The sequence below is a fragment of the Microvirga sp. VF16 genome, assembly GCF_016864375.1.
In the GTDB taxonomy this organism is placed as follows: Bacteria; Pseudomonadota; Alphaproteobacteria; order Rhizobiales; family Beijerinckiaceae; genus Microvirga.
In genome coordinates this window covers 5,210,350-5,228,987 of record NZ_CP069354.1, presented here as the reverse complement: position 1 = coordinate 5,228,987, position 18,638 = coordinate 5,210,350, and the positions used below count along the sequence as shown (strand labels likewise).

The 18,638-nt window shown below is 63.0% G+C and carries 16 protein-coding genes; 5 read left to right on the top strand and 11 right to left on the bottom strand.

The genetic code is table 11. The annotated features are described in order from the left end of the window. Window positions 1–15 precede the first annotated feature (15 nt). From JO965_RS24575 to JO965_RS24560, 4 genes are read right to left on the bottom strand one after another with little or no spacing between them, the layout of a single operon-like run. On the bottom strand, window positions 16–732 hold the full coding sequence (locus JO965_RS24575) for an ABC transporter ATP-binding protein (RefSeq protein WP_371826818.1): 717 nt from the start codon (window positions 730–732) through the stop codon (window positions 16–18). After that, window positions 729–1,505 carry an ABC transporter ATP-binding protein gene (locus JO965_RS24570; RefSeq protein ID WP_203441544.1) on the bottom strand — a complete coding sequence of 259 codons (777 nt, stop codon included), beginning with the start codon at window positions 1,503–1,505 and terminating at the stop codon, window positions 729–731. The genes JO965_RS24575 and JO965_RS24570 overlap by 4 nt, the downstream gene beginning before the upstream one ends. Continuing rightward, complete coding sequence (locus JO965_RS24565; RefSeq protein WP_203441543.1) at window positions 1,502–3,349, bottom strand: ABC transporter permease; 1,848 nt, start codon at window positions 3,347–3,349, stop codon at window positions 1,502–1,504. Before JO965_RS24565 ends, JO965_RS24570 begins: the two co-directional genes overlap by 4 nt. A 13-nt stretch (window positions 3,350–3,362) precedes the next feature. Further along, entirely contained in the window at window positions 3,363–4,568 is a 1,206-nt protein-coding gene (locus JO965_RS24560) for an ABC transporter substrate-binding protein (protein WP_203441542.1), read from the bottom strand. 156 nt (window positions 4,569–4,724) lie between these two features. Between JO965_RS24560 and JO965_RS24555 the strand changes: the two genes are divergently transcribed. From JO965_RS24555 to JO965_RS24540, 4 genes are all read left to right on the top strand, one after another. Further along, on the top strand, window positions 4,725–5,918 hold the full coding sequence (locus JO965_RS24555; protein ID WP_203441541.1) for an amidase: 1,194 nt from the start codon (window positions 4,725–4,727) through the stop codon (window positions 5,916–5,918). 75 nt (window positions 5,919–5,993) lie between these two features. Further along, complete coding sequence (locus JO965_RS24550; protein ID WP_203441540.1) at window positions 5,994–6,875, top strand: SMP-30/gluconolactonase/LRE family protein; 882 nt, start codon at window positions 5,994–5,996, stop codon at window positions 6,873–6,875. Between the two features lie 5 nt (window positions 6,876–6,880). Beyond that, on the top strand, window positions 6,881–7,888 hold the full coding sequence (locus JO965_RS24545) for an aldose epimerase family protein (RefSeq protein ID WP_203441539.1): 1,008 nt from the start codon (window positions 6,881–6,883) through the stop codon (window positions 7,886–7,888). A gap of 82 nt (window positions 7,889–7,970) precedes the next feature. Further along, entirely contained in the window at window positions 7,971–8,147 is a 177-nt protein-coding gene (locus JO965_RS24540; protein ID WP_203441538.1) for a hypothetical protein, read from the top strand. A gap of 28 nt (window positions 8,148–8,175) precedes the next feature. Here JO965_RS24540 and JO965_RS24535 read toward each other — a convergent pair whose 3' ends face one another. Further along, window positions 8,176–10,254: a M3 family metallopeptidase gene (locus JO965_RS24535; RefSeq protein WP_203441537.1), complete on the bottom strand. Its 2,079-nt coding sequence runs from the start codon at window positions 10,252–10,254 to the stop codon at window positions 8,176–8,178. 44 nt (window positions 10,255–10,298) lie between these two features. Continuing rightward, window positions 10,299–11,090 (bottom strand): dienelactone hydrolase family protein, encoded by a 792-nt coding sequence (locus JO965_RS24530; RefSeq protein WP_246776678.1) that lies wholly within the window; start codon window positions 11,088–11,090, stop codon window positions 10,299–10,301. A gap of 186 nt (window positions 11,091–11,276) precedes the next feature. Between JO965_RS24530 and JO965_RS24525 the strand changes: the two genes are divergently transcribed. Continuing rightward, a complete protein-coding gene (locus JO965_RS24525; RefSeq protein ID WP_203441536.1) occupies window positions 11,277–13,292 on the top strand; it encodes an AI-2E family transporter in 2,016 nt (671 codons plus the stop codon). A 24-nt stretch (window positions 13,293–13,316) separates the two neighbouring features. On the opposite strand, the gene JO965_RS24520 is transcribed toward JO965_RS24525, so the two are convergent. The 5 genes from JO965_RS24520 to JO965_RS24500 form a co-directional block, all read right to left on the bottom strand. After that, entirely contained in the window at window positions 13,317–14,144 is an 828-nt protein-coding gene (locus JO965_RS24520; RefSeq protein ID WP_203441535.1) for an ABC transporter ATP-binding protein, read from the bottom strand. Continuing rightward, entirely contained in the window at window positions 14,141–14,998 is an 858-nt protein-coding gene (locus JO965_RS24515) for an ABC transporter ATP-binding protein (protein ID WP_203441534.1), read from the bottom strand. Before JO965_RS24515 ends, JO965_RS24520 begins: the two co-directional genes overlap by 4 nt. A 2-nt stretch (window positions 14,999–15,000) precedes the next feature. Continuing rightward, window positions 15,001–15,915, bottom strand: coding sequence for an ABC transporter permease subunit (locus JO965_RS24510; RefSeq protein ID WP_203441533.1), 915 nt, complete (start codon window positions 15,913–15,915; stop codon window positions 15,001–15,003). Next, entirely contained in the window at window positions 15,912–16,922 is a 1,011-nt protein-coding gene (locus tag JO965_RS24505; protein ID WP_203441532.1) for an ABC transporter permease subunit, read from the bottom strand. Before JO965_RS24505 ends, JO965_RS24510 begins: the two co-directional genes overlap by 4 nt. A 65-nt stretch (window positions 16,923–16,987) precedes the next feature. Beyond that, window positions 16,988–18,589, bottom strand: coding sequence for an ABC transporter substrate-binding protein (locus JO965_RS24500; protein WP_203441531.1), 1,602 nt, complete (start codon window positions 18,587–18,589; stop codon window positions 16,988–16,990). Between the last annotated feature and the right edge of the window lie 49 nt (window positions 18,590–18,638).

Below are 18,638 nucleotides of genomic sequence, written 5' to 3'. Positions count from 1 at the left end.
AAGGTCTCGGTGCCCTCAAATCCCGAGGGTTTCCGCCCGCAAAGCCTCGTCGGCCATCAGCTCGACCATGGGGCCTTGGAAGCGGATCTCGCCGCGCTCGACGACATAGGCCCGGTCGCTAATCCCGGCGGCGAAGGCCCAGTTCTGCTCGGACAGGAGTACGGCCACGCCTTCGGCCTTCATGGCGCGGATCGCCTCGGCCATCATCTGGACGATCACCGGGGCGATGCCCTCCGAGGGCTCGTCGAGCAGGATCGCGTCCGGGTTGCCCATGAGGGTGCGGGCGATGGAGAGCATCTGCTGCTCGCCGCCGGACATCTGGTTGCCGCGTCGGCCCCGCATCTCGGCGAGGTTGGGAAAGAGCCCGAAGAGTCGTTCCAGGGTCCAGGGCGAGCGGCCGGCGACAGCCGGGCGGCGGCCCGTTTCCAGATTTTCCTCGACGGTGAGATCGGTGAAGATGCGCCGGTCCTCGGGCACATAACCCAGCCCCAAGCGGGCAATCTTGTAGGTCGGAAGCCGGCCGAGGGTATATCCCCTGAAGGTGGCGTGGGTGGCGGTGGCCGAAATCAGACCCATGATGGCCTTCAGGGTGGTAGTCTTTCCGGCCCCGTTGCGGCCCACGAGCGCCACCACCTCACCCGCATAGAGATGGATCGACAGGCCGAACAGCACCTGCGCCCGGCCGTAGAAGGCGTTGAGGTTTCGGACGTCGAGCAGCACATCGCGTCTCATGCGGGGCTCACTCCTTTCGGCCGCTCCAGGGCATGCTCGTCGCCCAGATAGGCCCGCCGCACCTGAGGATCCTGGCGGATCTCGTCCGGGGTTCCGGCAGCGATGATCTGGCCGCGCAGGAGCACGAGCACCCGGGCCGCATGGCCGAAGACCACATCCATGTCGTGCTCGGTAAAGAGAACGCCGATCCCCTGTGAGGCCGCGATGGACCCGGTCAGATCCATCAGTGCGGCCCGCTCGCGCGGGGCCATGCCGGCGGTAGGCTCGTCCATGAGGAGGAGCTTGGGCTCCCCGGCCAGCGCAATGGCAAGCTCCACCCGCTTCACATCGCCATAGGCCAGTGCAGAGCAGGGAATATCGGCCGCCTCCGCCATGCCGACCCGCGCGAGCAACTCGACCGCTTTCTCGCGGTGACGTTCGCGCGCCGGAGACCAGAGCCGATTGCTTTGGCGATGGCGACTGATCAGCGCCATCTGGACATTCTCGGCGGCACTCATCGATAGAAAAGTCTGCGCCACCTGGAAGGTGCGTCCGACACCGCGGCGGAAGCGCTTCTGCGGCGAGGCATGGGTGATGTCCTGATCGTCGAGCAGGACCCGGCCGCGATCGGGACGCAGCTGGCCACCGACCATGTTGAACACAGTGGACTTGCCGGCACCATTCGGGCCGATGATCGCGAGCATCTCGCCACGCTCGACGGTGAACTCCACGTCGCGGGCCGCCACTACGCCACCGAAGGATTTGTGCAGGCCGTTCACGGCAAGAAGCGTCATGCGCGCTCCTCCCGCCAGTATTGCACAGTGCCGACAAGGCCACGCGGAAAGATCAGCACCATGGCGATGATGCTCAAGCCCAGCACCAGGCGCCAAAGCGAGGTGAGCGGCATGATGAGATCGCGCAAGAAGTGCAGGACTCCGGCGCCGACGAGCGGACCCATCACGGTTTGGATGCCGCCGAGGAGCAGCATGGTGAGCGCATCGACGGAGGTCGAGATGCCGAGCAGGCTCGGGTCGACGGAGCCGCGGGAGAACGCATAGAGGCCGCCTGCAAGTCCGGCGGCAGCGCCGGACATCATGAAGGCAAGCCAGCGATGCTGGCGGATCTTCAGGCCGACGGCTTCCGCGCGGGCTTCCGAGTCGCGGGCGGCGCGCAAGGCATAGCCGAAGGGCGCATCGATGAACCGTTTCAGCAGCAGAACGGCGATCAAAGTCAGCGCAGCGGTCAGCAAGTAATAGGGCACCGGTCCGCTGGCCCAGGGTGAGGGCCACACGCCGACGATGCCGTTGTCACCGCCGGTCACGTCGACCCACTGGAAGGCGACCGCATAGATGATCTGCGCGGCGGCGAGCGTCATCATGGCGAGATAGATGCCGGACAGACGCACCACGAAGGCGCCGATCAGCGCTGCGCCGAGAGTTGCAAGCGCAAGCCCGAGAGGAAGTGCCGCTTCCATCGATGTGCCGAACCATTTGACGGCGAGTGCTGCTCCATAGGCGCCGAGGCCGAAGAAGGCGGCATGGCCGAAACTCACGAGCCCGCCGACGCCGATGAGAAGCTGCAGGCTGAAGGCGAAGAGTGCGAAGATCAGGATCTCGGTCGCGACCTTGAGCAAGTAAGCATCCGCGACCAGCGGGAAACAGGCGAGCACCGCGATGACGGCAAGCAGGATATAGGTCCTGCCGGGAATAGGCTTGTGGCTCCCAATGCCCACCGCATGCGTGCCGCCGACGATTTCGGCGCGTCCGAAGAGACCGTAAGGCCGGATCGCCAGCACCACGGCCATGAGCAGGAACACCACGACGAGGGTGCTTTTGGGAAAGATCAGGATGCCGAAGGCCTGCAATTGCCCGATGATGAGCGCCGCGAGAAATGCGCCCGGCACGCTGCCCATGCCACCGACGACGGTCACGACGAAGGCTTCCGCTATGATAGAGAGATCCATGCCGGTATGCGCCGAGACACGCGGGATCTGCAGTGCGCCGCCGAGTCCTGCAAGGAATGCGCCGAGAAACAGCGTACCTGTGAACAGCATCGCCTGATTGACGCCGAGCGACGCCACCATGTCGCGATCCTGCGTCGCCGCGCGCACCAAGACGCCGAAACGTGTCCTACGCAGGAGGAGCCATACGAGCCCCAGCACGATAGGGCCGGCCGCGATCAGTACGAGTTCGTAGGACGGAAAGCGCCGTCCAAGAATTTCGACCGGTGCACGCAATCCCGGTGCGCGTGGCCCGAGAATGTCTTCCGGTCCGAAGACCTGCACCACGAGATCCTGTACCACCAGTACGACACCGAAGGTGGCGAGCAGTTGGAAGAGTTCCGGCGCGCCGTAAATGCGCCGCAGGAGCACAACCTCGATGATGACACCGATGATGCCGACGATGAGCGCCGAGGCCAGAATACCGGCCCAGAAGGTTGCGGGTCCGAACGAGAACTCGAGAAGGCGCGGCACCAGGGTTGCGGCCGTGTAGGCGCCGATCATGTAGAGCGAACCGTGCGCGAAATTCACGATCCGCGTGACGCCGAAAACGATGGTCAGTCCGCAGGCGGTGATGAAAAGCGATGAAGCGCTGGAGAGACCGCTGAGAGCCTGAACGGCGAGGAAGGAGGGATCCATCGCCAGCAATCCGCTAATCCTTCCGCACCGCCTTTACTTCGGCTTCGGTCGGCATGAACGAGGTTCCATCCTTGTAGCTCCAATCCGCCATGCCGCCTGCTGCTCCCTTGCGCACGAGCTTGCCAACCCAGGCGCCCATGGAAGACTGGTTGTCGATACCGCGCATGGTGACCGGACCGATGACCGTGTCGAACTTCGCATCCTCGAGCGCCTTGATGATGGCTTCGGTCTCGGTAGAGCCTGCACGTTCCATGGCGTCGCGGATCATGTAGACGACCATGTAGCCGAGAAGCGAGCCGAGGCGCGGTGTCTCGTTGTACTTGGCACGATAGGCGTCGACGAAGGCCTTGTGCTGCGGCTCGGTAATCTCGTCCCAAGGGTAGCCGGTCACGATCCAACCCTCGGGCACCTCGTCCTTCAGGGGCAGCAGCCATTCGGGCTCGCCGGTGAGGAGCGAGAGAACTGTCGTATCCTCGAAGAGGCCGCGGGTATTGCCTTCGCGCACGAACTGCGTGAGGTCGGGGCCAAAGAGCACGTTGAAGATGCCGTCGGGCTTCGCCTGTTCGAGCGCCGAGACGGTGGCGCCGGCCTCGATCTTGCCGAGAGCCGGATATTGCTCGGCGACGATCTGCGCGCCGGGCACGCGCTCCTGGATGAGGCGCTTGAACGCCTGTGCGGCCGACTGACCGTATTCGTAATTGGGCGCAACGATGGCCCAGCGCTTCGCACCCGAGGCCTTGGCCTGATCGACCAGCATGCCCACCTGCATGGTGTTATTGGGCCGGATGCGGAACGTGTAGCGGTTGCCCTGCGCCATGGTGATGGCATCGGTCAGGGGCTCGGCAGCGATGTAGACGATCTTCTTCTGATTGGCGAAATCCGCCATGGCGACGCCCACATTCGACAGGAACGAGCCGAAGAGCAGAATTGCGCCTTCGCGGGTCACCAATTCGTCCGCCACGCGGGTGGCATCACCCGTGGTCGCGCCGTCCTCGCGGGAGACGATCTCGAGCTTGCGGCCGAGAACTCCGCCCTTGGCATTGATCTCGTCGAGCGCGAGCTGCCAACCATTGCGATAGGGCACGGTGAAGGCAGCCTGTCTGGCATAGGAATTCAGCTCGCCGAGCTTGATCGGGGATTGCTGAGCCTGGACGGCCGGAGAACCGAGCGCGAGCGCCACTCCGAGGGCCAGCCAGCGGATGGTCGATGCCTTCGCCATTGCGTGTTCCTTGCAAACGAGAACCTGCGTGGATTTAGGGCCATTTCAGGTCGGAAGAAAGCCTAAACTGCCAAGCTTCGCGAATTCCTGTCTTGCTTGCGCCTGGGAGGCAATGACACATTCGCCGCCTTCGTTCCTTAGAACCGGATAAGCCTCATGCTCCTCGACCGCGATACCGCCCATGCTTTCATGCCTTATCCGGCCGTTCCAGTCCCTCATGCTCCGAGCGGACCGCTATCCGGCCTGACTTTCGCGGCCAAGGACCTGTTCGACGTGGCAGGTTACCCAACCAGTGCAGGATCGCCTCATATGCTCGCCACGTCCGGCATCAAGACCCGGACGGCTCCGACAGTGCAGAGGCTTCTCGATGCAGGCGCCCGCCTCATCGGCAAGACGATCACGGACGAGCTGGCCTTTTCCATGAGCGGCAAGAACGCCCATTTCGGCACTCCGGTGAACGGCGGCGCGCCGGATCGCATTCCAGGCGGCTCGTCTTCCGGCTCGGCGGCCGCCGTTTCGAACGGCTTATGCGATTTCGCGCTCGGCACCGATACGGGCGGTTCCGTACGGGCGCCGGCCAACCATTGCGGTCTCTTCGGTATCCGACCCACTCATGGGCGTATCAGTCTGGAACTCTGCCACGATCTTGCACCATCCCTCGATACCTGTGGATACTTCACCCGCGATGACGCCACCTTCGTTCGGGTCGGCGAGGTGTTGCTCGGGAAGGATCATCAGCCCCTGCCGTCGAGCCCTCGGGTTCTGCTGGCGCGGGATGCCTTCGCTCTTCTTCACAAGGACGTCCGGGAGGCCCTGGCACCGGCGCTGCTTCGTGCGGAAGCCGCTCTCGGCGAGCCCGAGGAGGTCGACGTGGCTGTAGAGGGCTTCACGGCACTCTATTGGGCCATGCGCTATATCCAGAGTCGGGAAGCCTGGATCGTCGATGGGCCGATGATCGAGCGTTACAGCCCACCCCTCGGCCCAGGTGTGGCTGACCGGTTCGAGTTCTCGAAGGCGGTGACCGACGCCCAGGTGGCGGAGGCCAAGGTGATCCGGGCCGCGTTCCGCGAGCGGTTCGGCGCCCTCCTCGGGAACGACGCGGTGCTGATCCTGCCGACCATGCCCGATATCGCGCCGCTGCTCTCCGAGAGCGACGAAGCATTGAACGATTACCGCAACAACGCCCTGAATCTACTCTGCCTGTCGGTCCTGTCCGGCTTGCCGCAGGTCTCGATTCCGCTCGCCTCCCGTGCCGGCGCGCCGCTGGGGCTATCTCTCATGGGACCGGCGGGATCTGACATGAGCCTCGTTACCCTGGCGAGCCGAATCGCGGCCAGCGCATCGACCTGACGGGACCCATCGCGCCCGGCGGGAGTTACCGCCAGAGCGAGGAAGCACGCAAACTGCCTCACAAGGGGAAGACACATGACACACCCAGCCGTTCATCCGGAAACGCCCCACGTGGCGGTGGCGAGTGCGTGCGTGCTGGGCGAGGGTCTCGTATGGGATCATCGCTCGAACACGCTCTTCTGGGTCGACATCAAGAATCCCGGCATCTGGCGCTACCATCCGGAGACGAAGGAGCATTTTCGCGTCGACGCGCCCGAACGGGTGGGCTTCGTCGCGCTCACGCCCGACCAGGATGTGGTCGTCGCGGGCTTCAAGTCGGGCCTTGCCCGCTTCAATCTCAGGACCGGTGAGATGCAGCCTATTGTGTCGCCCGACAAGGACAAGCCGAACAACCGCATCAACGACGGCCATGTGGGGCCGGACGGTGCGATCTATTTCGGCACCATGGACGATGAGGAGAAGGAAGGCTCCGGCGCCTTCTGGCGCTGGGACGGCAAGGAATTGACCCAGTTCCATGCCGGCATCATCGTCACCAACGGGCCGGCCTTCAGCCCGGACGGGAAAAAGCTCTACGCGACCGATACGGTCGACTGCACGGTCTATGTTCTCGACGCGCAAGGAAGCCAGATCGGCAAGCCGCGCCCGTTCGTGCGCTTCGGAGAGGGATGGGCTCATCCAGACGGCATGGCAGTGGATGCGGAGGGCTACGTCTGGGTCTGCCATTGGGGCGCCTCGCGCATCACGCGCTTTGCGCCGGACGGTTCGGCGGAGCGTATCGTCCCCGTTCCGACGGCCCAGGTGACGAAATGCGCCTTCGGCGGGCCCGATCTCACCACGCTCTACATCACCACGGCCGCCATTGGTCGCGACCCGCATATCGACGTGATGGCGGGCCATCTCTTCAAGGTTGAGACCGGCGGCATCCGCGGCCTGCAGGCGCATATTTTCGAGGGGTAGGAATCATGACCATCGAGCGTTTCGGCTCCCTCGACGGACAGGATGTGCTGCAGGTCTCGCTCAAGGGGCCTGACGGCATGGCGATGCAGGTCCTCACCTGGGGTGCCGTGGTGCGGGACCTGACCGTGCCGGTGGCCGGCGGCTCGCAGCGGGTGGTGCTGGGACTCAATTCCATCGAGGATTATGTCGCCCATTCCCCCTATTTCGGCGCCATCGTCGGGCGCTATGGCAACCGCATCGGGAAGGCACAATTCACCCTGAACGGCGAGACCTACCGGCTCGACGCCAATGAGGGCGAGAACCAACTTCATGGCGGCAGCAAAGGCTTCGGCTCGCGCCTCTGGAGCATCATCGATCACACGCCCGACAGCCTGACGCTGAGCCTTGTGTCCAAGGACGGCGACATGGGTTATCCGGGCCGCCTCGTTGCGACCTGTACCTACACGCTCCTGCCATCGTCGCGCCTTCGGATCGCGCTCGAAGCGACGAGCGACAGGCCGACGCCGGTCAATCTCACCACCCACGGCTATTTCAACCTCGACGGCAGCCCCGACATTTCTTCCCATGAGTTGACCATCGCAGGCGACTTCATCACGCCGACCCGGACGGATCTCATTCCCACGGGTGAAATCACGGCAGTCGCGGGCACCGATTACGACTTTACGACGTCACGGCCGATCCATGGGTCGCAGCACACCCTCTACGACATCAACTATGTGCTGCGCGGGCCCTATGGCGAGCTTCGCCACGCCGCGACCTTGGCGTCACGCCAGAACGGTCTTTCCATGGAACTCTGGACCACCGAGCCTGGCGTTCAGTTCTATGACGGTCATCTGATCGACATACCGGTTCAGGGCCTAGGAGGCGCCAAGTATAAGCGCCATGGCGGACTCTGCCTGGAACCGCAACGCTTCCCAGACAGCCCCAATAAAGCCCATTTTCCGGAGTCTATCGTGGCGCCCGGACAGGTTTCCCGACAGGTCAGCGAACTCCGGTTCGCGCGCCGAGGATAAGGAACTTCGCCCGAGGGTTAAGTGTTCTTTTTCGTAGGCGTTGCGTTTCCGAACAAAGACAAACCAGAAGGGAAAGGCGCTCATGCCGGTGCTCGATGCGAAAGCCCTGGAGATCGATCCGAAGGGAGCGGCTTTCCTGAAGAGTGTCCTGCGTCCCGTTCCCGAGCCTCAGACGCCTCCCAAGGAAACATCCCGGATTGTCAAGATCCGCTTCTATGCGCTGAAGCGGTCGAGGGAGCTCACGCCCGGCACGGCGTGACGGGCCGTTTCAGACCCGCCAGCTTGTCTCACGCATCTTCGACCACGGCCATCAGTCCACGCTTGGCGAGAAGCGCGTCCGCAGTTGGCAGGCGTCCGCGGAAAGCCGTATAGGCTTCGGCCGGATCGCGCAGGTTGCCGGCGGAGTAGATAAAGTGCTTCAGCTTGTCCGCCATGTCCTTGTTGAATGCGTCACCCGTCTCCTCGAACGCCGTGAAGGCGTCGGCATCCAGCACCTCCGACCAGAGATAGCTGTAATAGCCCGACGAATAACCGTCGCCTGAGAACACATGCGTGAAATGCGGCGTGCGGTGGCGCATGATGATCTCGCGCGGCATGCCGATTGCCTGCAGCGTTTCCTTCTCGAAAGCCGACACGTCTAGACTGCTCAAATCCTTGCGGCGGTGGAGCGCCAGATCGACGAAGGCAGAGGATAGATATTCGACGGTCGCGAAGCCCTGGTTGAAATTGCGCGCCGCCATCAGGCGTTCGAGCAATGCTTCCGGAATCGGCTCTCCGGTCCGGTAATGGGTCGCGTAGCGGCGCAGGATATCCGGCTGCGAGAGCCAGTGCTCGTAGAGCTGCGAGGGCAACTCCACGAAATCCGTCGACACAGCCGTGCCCGCGAGCAGCGGATAGGTCACGTTCGAAAGCAGGCCGTGCAGCCCATGACCGAATTCGTGGAACAGCGTGCGCGCATCGTCGAAGCTCAGGAGCGACGGCTCGCCCGCCGCGCCCTTCGAGAAATTCATCACGTTGACGATGATCGGGCGGATGTCGCCGGTGAGCTTTTCCTGCGACCGGAAGGCACTCATCCACGCACCGCTGCGTTTGGACGGGCGTGCGAAATAATCGCCGATGAAGGTGCCGACAGGGTTGCCCTGCGCATCCTTCACCTGCCAGGCGCGAATGTCAGGGTGATAGCGTGGAAAGTCCGTCAGCTCCTCGAAGCTCAGACCGAAGAGTCTTTGCGCGGTCTCGAAGGAAGCCTCGATGATCCGGTCGAGCTGGAAGTAGGGCTTGATCATCGCTTCGTCGAGATTGTGGCGCGCCATGCGGACCTGATCTGCATAATAGCGCCAGTCCCACGGCTCGATGACGATGTTGTCGCCGATGGACTGGGCCTGGGCCTGCAGGTCGTAGCGCTCATCCTTGGCCCGAGTGATGGCCGGGGCCCAGACGTCGTTCAGGAGCTTCTGCACGTTGTCGGGGTTCTTGGCCATGGTGTCGGCAAGTTTGAAATCGGCGAAGGTCTCGTAGCCGAGAAGTTTCGCGCGCTCCGCACGCAAAGCCGCTGTCTCGGCGATGATCGCCTTGTTGTCGGTCGCATTGCCGTTATCGCCGCGCGCCGCCCAGGCCTTGAAAGCCTGCTCTCGCAGGTCGCGCCGCTTTGAGAATTGCAGGAAAGGCTCGATGCTGGAGCGGGAGAGGGTGATGACATGCTTGCCCTTCAGTCCGCGCTCCTCGGCAGCCTGCGCCGCCGCCTCGCGTAAGAAAGACGGCAGGCCTTCGAGATCCGCCTCGCCGTTGAGAACGAGCTGAAAGGACTTCTCGTCCGCCAGCACATTTTGTGAGAACTGCGTGCCGAGGCTGGCCAACCGCTCGGTGATGGCGGCGAGTCGCTTCTTCTCGTCCGGTCCGAGCTTCGCGCCGGCGCGCTCGAAAATGGTGTTGTAACGGTCGAGAACGCGGGCCTGCTCGGGAGAAAGCCCGAGGCTGTCACGCCTGTCGTAGAGCGCTGCCACGCGCTTGTAGAGCGTCTCATTCATGAAGATGCTGTTGCGGTGCTTGGCAAGGATCGGCGCCATCTCGCGCTCAACGGCCTGGATCGCATCGTTGGTGTGCGATCCGGCGAGATTGAAGAACACGCCGCCGACTTTCTTCAGCGTCTGGCCGCTTGTTTCCAGCGCCTCGATCGTATTGGCGAAGGTAGGTGCCTCCGCATCGTCCGCGATGGCGGCGATCTGCGCCTGCTGCTCGGCGAGCGCCTTGTCGAAGGCGGGCTTGTAATGCTCAGGCGCGATGCTCTCGAAGGGGGGAAGGCCGAAAGGCGCGGTCCACTGCGTGAGAAGGGGATTGCCTGCGAGAGCCGTGTCTGAAGCCGTCATGATCGCTCCTGCCTTTGATCGGGGGACTGCAAGTCTTAGTCGTGTCAACCATCCACGGGAAGAGGTCTTGAGCCGGTTGCAGCATCCACGCCCACAAGATGACGCTGGAGGAATGCCAGAGATCTAGCCAATGCGTCATCCTCGGCCGCCCCCCTGAAGCCGTGGCCTTGGCCGGGATAGACCTTGATCTCGTGCGGCACGTTCTGCTGGCGCAGCAGCGCTTCGACCGCATAGGCACTCGCCACCGGCACGACAGGATCGGCCGAGCCGTGGAGGACAAGAGTCGGCGGCAGCTTGGACGTGGCGGCGATGGCGCCCTGCGGCAGCGGTCCGAAATAATTCACCAGGGCCTTTACGCGAGGATCCGTGCTCGCCACGGCAAGCCCCAGCGCGGCGCCGAGCGAGATGCCGATGATGCCGATGCGGCGCGGGTCGACACCCGGATGATCCGACGCGAAGGCGAGCGCATCCTGTACGGTATCCATCCAGGGCATGAAGTTCTGGAACAGGGTGCTGAAGGAAGCCCGCTTCTCGCTGGTGCGGTCGAGATAGTGGACGAGGTGAACCTGATAGCCGGCGGCCGCCACGTTGCGGGCGCCCTGGCGATATTGCGTATTGGTGCTCAAACCATCGGCGCCATGCAGCATGAGAACCGCGGGACGAGCCGAGGATCCGGCCGTCTGAAAAGTCTCGACGGCAATGGCCTTGCCCTCGCTCTTGAAGCTGTTTCTTTGGGCAGTGACGGACATTGCGTTCGGCTGATCCTGCTGGCCATGAGCGGTCGATGAAGCAGCAAGGGCTGCACCGATCAGGAGATTGCGTCTGGTGAGTGACATGGAGTCAGACTTTGAGGGCCAGATCTTTGTGAAATAGAACCGGATTCCCACGCTTGCAGATGGCAAAAGGTCCCAGCATCTCCCCGGTGAATAAACCTTATTGCCACGCTCAAGGATCGTTTGACCGCCAGGGACGTTGTTTGCAGGTCGGCGAGAGCGTCTCGCGGCCCAGAAGAGATCCGTTGAATGCGTCCTGGACCCCCTTCCATGCCTCCCTCGGAGACGGAAATCGAGCCGCCCGGCGTCCCGGGTCTCTCGGGGCTCATGACTCTGGCCGTCGGGGTTGTGGTGCTGGCCGCCCTCTATGTGGGGCAGGACGTCTTCCTACCGGTGGTGCTAGCGATTCTCCTGGCCTTCGTGCTGGCTCCCTTCGTTGAAGTGCTGCGCCGGTGGCGTCTTGGCCGGGTGCCGTCCGTCATCATTGCCGTCCTGGTCGCTCTCGGGATCATCGTGTCTCTTGGTGCCATCATCGGCTTCCAGCTGGCGGGTCTGGCGAGCGACCTGCCGCGCTATCAGACTACCATCGAGACAAAGGTCGGCTCCCTGCGTGAGGGAACGCTCGGAAAGCTGCCCAGCCTCCTGAAAGATTTCGGCCGCCGCTTCGACCGGGCCGTTGCGGAGCCTCCGCCGGAACAGGCTCCCGCGTCGCCCACCCCCGCCGCCCCGCCGGCGCCACAAGAGACCGGTCCGCTGCCGGTCGAGGTCCATGAGCCGGAGCCGACTCCCGCGCAGATGGTTCGGGACGTTTTGCTGCCCGTGCTTGAGCCCCTGGCCACCATGGGCATCGTCTTCGTAGTGCTCGTCTTCATCCTCATGCAGCGGGAAGATCTGCGCGACCGGATGATCCGTCTGTTCGGAGCGAGCGATCTCCATCGTACGACGGTCGCCATGGACGATGCAGCCCGCCGGCTCAGCCGGTACTTTCTGATGCAGCTTGCATTGAATGCCTCTTTCGGGATCGTGGCCGGCATCGGCCTCTGGCTGATCGGCGTGCCGAGCCCGGTTCTCTGGGGCGTGTTCGCCGCGCTGATGCGCTTTGTGCCCTATATCGGGTCGTTCCTCGCCGCCGTGCCGCCGATCCTGCTGGCGGCCGCTGTCGACCCCGGCTGGTCCATGGCGCTCATGACTCTGGCCTTGTTCCTCATCGGCGAGCCTCTCATGGGCCATGTGGTCGAACCCGTCGTGTATGGGCAGAGCACTGGCCTCTCGCCCTTCTCGGTCGTCATTTCGGCTATCTTCTGGACTTGGCTCTGGGGACCTGTCGGCCTTCTCATCGCCACGCCCCTGACACTTTGCCTCGTGGTGTTGGGCCGGCATGTGGAGCGGCTCGAATTTTTGGATGTGCTGCTCGGCGACAGGCCCGCGCTGACGCCGGCCGAGAACCTCTATCAGCGCATGCTGGCAGGCGATCCGGACGAAGCCTTGGAATCGGCGGAACTCCTGCTGAAGGAGCGCTCGCTCACATCCTATTATGACGAGGTTGCCCTAAAGGGTCTGCAGCTTGCCGCCAACGATGCGACACGCGGCGTTCTCACCCAGCGCCAGCTCGATCAGGTCAAGGACGTGATCAGGGCCTTGGTGCAGGATCTCGGCGGTCATGAGGATGTGGAGCCTCACCCGACCGAGACCGAGGACGAGCCCGTTGCCTCTCCCGTCAGCGAAAAGCCCGCCAACAAGGAGCCTGCCGTTACCAAGCCGATGCCGCAGGACCGCAATATTCCGGAGGCGTGGCGAGCCGAAGGAGCGATCCTGTGCATCGCTGGTCGCGGCCCGCTGGACGAAGCCGCATCGGAGATGCTGGCGCAACTCCTGAGCAAACACGGATTCGGCACCCGTGTCGTTCCTCATTCCGCCGTGTCGCGCCGTGAGATCTTCAATCTCGACATGACCGGCATGCAGATGGTGTGCATCAGCTATCTGGAGATCAGCGGCACACCAGCGCATCTGCGCTATCTGCTGCGGCGCCTGAAGCAGAAGGCGAAGGCTCCGGCGCTGGTCGGTCTCTGGCCCGCGGAGGATGCCGTTCTGAAGAATGAGACGATGCGCGCCACGCTCGGCGCCAATTACTATGTCTCGTCCCTGCGCGATGCGGTGGTCCAGTGCCTGAAGGTGGCCTGTGGCGGGGAGAAGCTGCCGGAGGCGGCCAATACGCCGGCTGTCGAAGAGACAACGGCAGCCAAGCGGCTGCCGTTACCTGCGTGATGATCTTTTAAGCCGCGACTTCCGTCAGGCTGCCTTCTTCCGTTCCAATCGCGCCTTGATGCTCGCAGGATCCGCGCGCGGCGTCGCTGCGAAAAGCGTCTTGGTGTAATCGTGCTTCGGATCGGAGAACACCTCATCACGGGTGCCATATTCGACCGCCTCGCCGAAATACATCACCATCACCTCGTCGGCGATGTAGCGAACCACCGACAGATCGTGACTGATGAAGACGTAGGTGAGGTTGAACTCGTCCTGCAGATCGGCCAGCAGGTTCAGCACCTGCGCCTGCACTGAGAGGTCGAGCGCCGAAACCGGCTCGTCGAGAACGAGCAGGCTCGGATTGAGCATCAGGGCACGGGCAATCGCGATGCGCTGCCGCTGACCGCCGGAGAACATGTGCGGATAGCGGTTGAAATGCTCTTCGCTGAGACCGACCTTCTTCAACATCGCCATGGCGCGATCACGCCGCTCGGCGACCGGAACGTTGCCGTGAATCACCAGCGGTGCACCCAGCACGTCGCCGATCTTCTGGCGCGGATTGAGCGAGCCATAGGGGTTCTGGAACACGATCTGCACTTCGCGCCGGAGATCCTTCGTGAGGTCTCCCTTCGCGATATCGACCTTTTTCCCCTGAATGAGGAGATCGCCGGACGTCGCCGGGTCGATCAGCGTGAGGATGCGCGCGAGCGTAGACTTGCCGCAGCCGCTCTCGCCGACGATGGCGAGGGTCTTGCCCTTCTCCACCGTGAAGCTCACGCCCTTCACGGCATGGACCGTCCTGCCCTTGGTGAAGAGGCTCCCGGGCATATGGTAATCCCGGACGATATTCCGGGCTTCGAGAACAACACTCATGATACGGCCGCTCCGGCGATCTCGCTTCCGTCCTTGAAATAATCCGCGATGGTAGGCAGGCGGTCGCCCGTCGCGTTGTCAGGCAACGCGGCCAGGAGAGCCTTCGTGTAGTTGCTGCGCGGATTCTCGAACAATGTCAGCACGTCCGCCTCTTCCATCTTGCGGCCCTTGTACTGAACCACGACACGATCGGCAGTCTCTGCGACCACGCCCATATTGTGGGTGATCATGATCATGCCCATCCCGTGCTCGGCCTGAAGCTTCACGAGAAGATCGAGAATCTGTTTCTGGATCGTCACGTCGAGCGCTGTGGTCGGCTCATCGGCGATCAGAAGCTTCGGATTGCAGGCGATGGCCATGGCGATCATCACGCGCTGGCACTGGCCGCCGGACATCTGATGCGGAAACGAGTTCAGACGCTCGGCGGGGCTGGGGATACCGACTGCGATCAGAAGCTCGATGGCGCGGGCGCGCCGCTCCTTCCGCCCAAGGCCGAGATGGAAGCGCAGCACTTCCTCGATCTGGAAGCCGACCGTGTAGCACGGATTGAGGCTTGCCACCGGCTCCTGGAAGATCATCGCAATGTCCTTGCCGACGATCTTGCGACGCTCGGAATCGGACAACTTAAGAAGATCACGGCCATTGAAGGTCATCTTGTCGGCCGTCACCTTTGCCGTCCACGGCAGAAGGCCCATCACGGCGAGCATCGACACGGACTTGCCCGAGCCGGATTCCCCGACGATAGCCAGAACCTCGCGCTCGTCGACCTTGAGCGACACGCCATCGACTGCCCGGAACATGCCGGCAGAGGTCTGAAACTCGACGACGAGATTCTCGATTTCAAGAAGCGCCATAATCAGGACCTCTTCAGCTTCGGATCGAAGGCATCGCGAAGGCCGTCACCCAGAAGATTGAACGCGAGCACCGTGATGAGGATGGCGAGACCGGGGAAGGTGACGACCCACCAGGCGCGAAGCACGAACTCGCGGGCATCGGCCAGCATAGTGCCCCATTCAGGCGACGGAGGCTGTGCGCCGAGGCCAAGGAAGCCGAGCGCAGCCGCATCCAGGATCGCGGTCGAGATGCCGAGCGACGCCTGCACGATCAAGGGAGCGGTGCAGTTCGGCAGCACTTCCTTGAACATCAGGCGCATCGTGCTGGCCCCGCTCACGCGGGCCGCCGTCACGTAGTCCTTCGAGGTTTCCGTGATCACCGCGGCGCGAGCAAGGCGCACGTAATGCGGCAGGATCACCAGGGCCACCGCCAGCATGGCGTTCATCAGACCCGGGCCGAGCACCGCTACGATCACGATGGCGAGCAGGAGGCTCGGCAGGGTGAGGATGATGTCCATCAGGCGCATGATGAAGATCTCGGTCAGGCCGCGGAAGAAGCCTGCGACGAGGCCGAGCACGGTGCCGAGGATGATGGAGATCGTCACCACGACGATGCCGATGAGGAGCGACAGTCGGGCGCCGTAGATCAGACGGGACAGGATATCGCGCCCGATGGGATCGGTGCCGAGCGGATAGGACAGCAAGCCGCCCTCCTGCCAGAACGGCGGCTTGAGCGCGATGGCGGTGTTCGTGACATTGGGATCATGAGGCGCGATCACATCCGCCAGCAACGCCACGATCACGACGGCAACGATCACGACGAGCCCGGCGACGGCGCCGTGGTTGGCGCTGAAATAGCTCCAGAACTCGCGTAAGGGGTGGGGCGGGGTGGCCGTCGGCGCTGCGACGGCCGGAGCTTCCATGGTTTCAGTGGTCATCGCGTATGCCTGATGCGAGGATTGATGAGGCCGTAGGCAAGGTCGACGAGAAGATTCACGCTCATCACGACAACGCCGAGCAGCAGGGCACCGCCTTGCAGCACCGGATAATCGCGGCGGAAGATGGCATCGATGAGCCATTTGCCGACGCCCGGCCAGGAAAAGATGGTTTCCGTAAGGATCGCGCCGGTGAACAGCACGCCCACCTGCAGGCCGATCACCGTCACGACGGGGATGAGCGCATTGCGCAGGGCATGCAGGGCGACGATCCGGAATCGGGTCAGGCCCTTGGCCTTGGCCGTGCGGATGTAGTCCTCGCCGAGCACTTCCAGCATGGCCGAACGGGTCATGCGGGCGATGACGGCCAGCGGCACCGTGCCGAGCACGATGGTGGGCAGGATCAGGTGTCTGACGGCAGACCAGAACGCCCCCGGCTCGTCGGAGAGAAGCGTGTCGATCAGGAGGAAGCCGGTGATCGGCTCGATATAATAGAGCACATCGATGCGGCCTGACACGGGCGTGAGATCGAACTGCACCGAAAAGAGCAGGATGAGAATGAGGCCCCACCAGAAGATCGGCATGGAATAGCCGGTGAGCGAGATGCCCATCACGCCGTGGTCGAAGATCGAATTTCGCCGGATGGCCGCGATGATGCCTGCCGGAAGACCGAGCACGAGAGCGAAGATGATCGCGCAGAGCGCCAGCTCGATAGTGGCCGGGAACAGGGCCGAGAATTCGTTGAGAACCGGCTCCTGGGTGATCATCGACTTGCCGAGATCGCCCTGCAGCACACGCGACAGGTAAATCCCGTATTGGACGAAGATCGGCTGGTCGAAGCCGTATTCCTTGCGCAGCTGCTCGTGGCGGGCGGGATCAATGCCGCGCTCGCCGGCAAGCGTTTCGATGGGATCGCCCGGTACGAGGCGGATCAGGAAGAAGGCCAGCAACGTGATCCCGATGAAGGTCGGGATGATCAGGCTGACGCGGGTCAAAATGAATCTGAGCATCGTCTGAACATAAAAAGGCGGAGCGGCTTTTTTGAGCCGCTCCGCCGTAGGTTGAAGGGATTAGCTTACTTGCCCTTGATGTCCACGCCGTAGAACGTGTGGCGACCGAACGGCGAGAGCTTGAAATCCACGACTTCCTTGCGGACCGGCTTCAGCTGCACGGCGTGAGCCACCGTGAACCACGGAGCCTGCTCCTTGAAGATCTTCTGAGCTTCTTCGTAGAGCTTGGTGCGCTCGGCCTGATTGGTCGTGACCTTGGCCTTCGTCACGAGATCGTCGAAGGGCTTGTAGCAGAACTTCGCGATGTTCGAGCCCGATGCGGACTGAGCCGAGGCGCAGCCGAGCAGGGTATGCAGGAAGTTGTCCGGGTCGCCGTTGTCGCCCGTCCAGCCGAGCTGAGCCATCTGGTGCTCACCGGCCTGGGCCCGCTTGCGGTACTCGCCCCACTCGAAGCTCTTGATCTCGGCCTTCACGCCAATCTTGGCGAGGTCGGCCTGCATCAGCTCGGCGATGCGGCGTGCATTCGGGTTGTAGGGACGCTGAACCGGCATCGCCCACAGGTCAGTCTCGAGGCCGTTCGGGTAGCCGGCTTCCGCGAGCAGCTTCTTGGCCGCTTCCGGATTGTACTCGTCGTCCTTGATCGAGCTGTTGTACGACCACATGGACGGCGGGATCGGATTGATGGCAGGGACGCCCGAGCCGAGGAACACGGCATCGACGATCGCCTTCTTGTTCATGGCCATGTTGAAGGCCTTACGGACGCGCACGTCGTCGAAGGGCTTCTTCGTAGTCTGGTAGGCGAGGTAGCCGACGTTCAGGCCGGCCTGCTCCATGACCGTGATGTTCGGATCCTTCTTCATGGCGTCGAGGTCAGCTGGGTTCGGATACGGCATGACGTGGCATTCGCCCTTCTGGACCTTGGCCCAACGCACGGAGGCGTCCGGGGTGATCGAGAAGACGAGGTCGTCGAGCTTCGCCTTGCCGTCCCAGTAATCGGGGAAGGCCTTGTAGCGGATGATCGCATCCTTCTGGTACTGGACCAGATAGAACGGGCCCGTGCCGACCGGCTCTTGGTCGATCTTCTCCGGGGTGCCGGCCTTCAGCATGGCGTCGGCATATTCCTTCGACTGGACGCCTGCCCACTGCATGGCGAGGTTGGCCAGGAACGGAGCTTCCGGCTTATTCAGGGTGACGCGGACGGTGTAGTCATCGACCTTCTCGACCGACTTCAGCAGGGCGGGCATGCCCATGTCGTTGAAGTAGGAGTGGTTCGGGCTCGTCACCTTGAAGTAGGGGTTCGCTTCCTTCCACTGACGCTCGAACATGAACACGACGTCGTCGGCATTCAGGTTGCGGGTGGGCTTGAAGTTCTTGTTGGAGTGCCACTTGGCGTTCTTGCGCAGGTGGAAGGTGTAGACCGTGCCGTCAGCCGAGATGTCCCACTTCTCGGCGAGGCCGGGGACGACCTTCGTGCCGCCGCGCTCGAAATCGACGATGTTGTCATAGATCTGCTCGGTCGCGTCGAAGGACGTGCCGGTGGTGTTGACGCCGGGATAGAAGTTCTCCGGGCTGCCCTCGGAGCAATAGACGAGGGTTTTAGCGGCCAACGGAGCGGCGGCCAGGAAGGCCGGAACGCAGATGGCTGCGAAAAGGGCTGATTTTTTCATTACCTTGGTCCTCTGAGACGGCTCTACTCGTGGCCGTTCTGTGACGGAG

Coding starts and splice junctions, on each gene's coding strand:
- JO965_RS24500 (WP_203441531.1), bottom strand. CDS start 18,589: ATGAAAAAATCAGCCCTTTTCGCAGCCATCTGCGTTCCGGCCTTCCTG.
- JO965_RS24560 (WP_203441542.1), bottom strand. CDS start 4,568: ATGGCGAAGGCATCGACCATCCGCTGGCTGGCCCTCGGAGTGGCGCTC.
- JO965_RS24505 (WP_203441532.1), bottom strand. CDS start 16,922: ATGCTCAGATTCATTTTGACCCGCGTCAGCCTGATCATCCCGACCTTC.
- JO965_RS24535 (WP_203441537.1), bottom strand. CDS start 10,254: ATGACGGCTTCAGACACGGCTCTCGCAGGCAATCCCCTTCTCACGCAG.
- JO965_RS24565 (WP_203441543.1), bottom strand. CDS start 3,349: ATGGATCCCTCCTTCCTCGCCGTTCAGGCTCTCAGCGGTCTCTCCAGC.
- JO965_RS24555 (WP_203441541.1), top strand. CDS start 4,725: ATGCTCCTCGACCGCGATACCGCCCATGCTTTCATGCCTTATCCGGCC.
- JO965_RS24525 (WP_203441536.1), top strand. CDS start 11,277: ATGCGTCCTGGACCCCCTTCCATGCCTCCCTCGGAGACGGAAATCGAG.
- JO965_RS24530 (WP_246776678.1), bottom strand. CDS start 11,090: ATGTCACTCACCAGACGCAATCTCCTGATCGGTGCAGCCCTTGCTGCT.
- JO965_RS24570 (WP_203441544.1), bottom strand. CDS start 1,505: ATGACGCTTCTTGCCGTGAACGGCCTGCACAAATCCTTCGGTGGCGTA.
- JO965_RS24520 (WP_203441535.1), bottom strand. CDS start 14,144: ATGAGTGTTGTTCTCGAAGCCCGGAATATCGTCCGGGATTACCATATG.
- JO965_RS24515 (WP_203441534.1), bottom strand. CDS start 14,998: ATGGCGCTTCTTGAAATCGAGAATCTCGTCGTCGAGTTTCAGACCTCT.
- JO965_RS24575 (WP_371826818.1), bottom strand. CDS start 732: ATGAGACGCGATGTGCTGCTCGACGTCCGAAACCTCAACGCCTTCTAC.
- JO965_RS24540 (WP_203441538.1), top strand. CDS start 7,971: ATGCCGGTGCTCGATGCGAAAGCCCTGGAGATCGATCCGAAGGGAGCG.
- JO965_RS24550 (WP_203441540.1), top strand. CDS start 5,994: ATGACACACCCAGCCGTTCATCCGGAAACGCCCCACGTGGCGGTGGCG.
- JO965_RS24545 (WP_203441539.1), top strand. CDS start 6,881: ATGACCATCGAGCGTTTCGGCTCCCTCGACGGACAGGATGTGCTGCAG.
- JO965_RS24510 (WP_203441533.1), bottom strand. CDS start 15,915: ATGACCACTGAAACCATGGAAGCTCCGGCCGTCGCAGCGCCGACGGCC.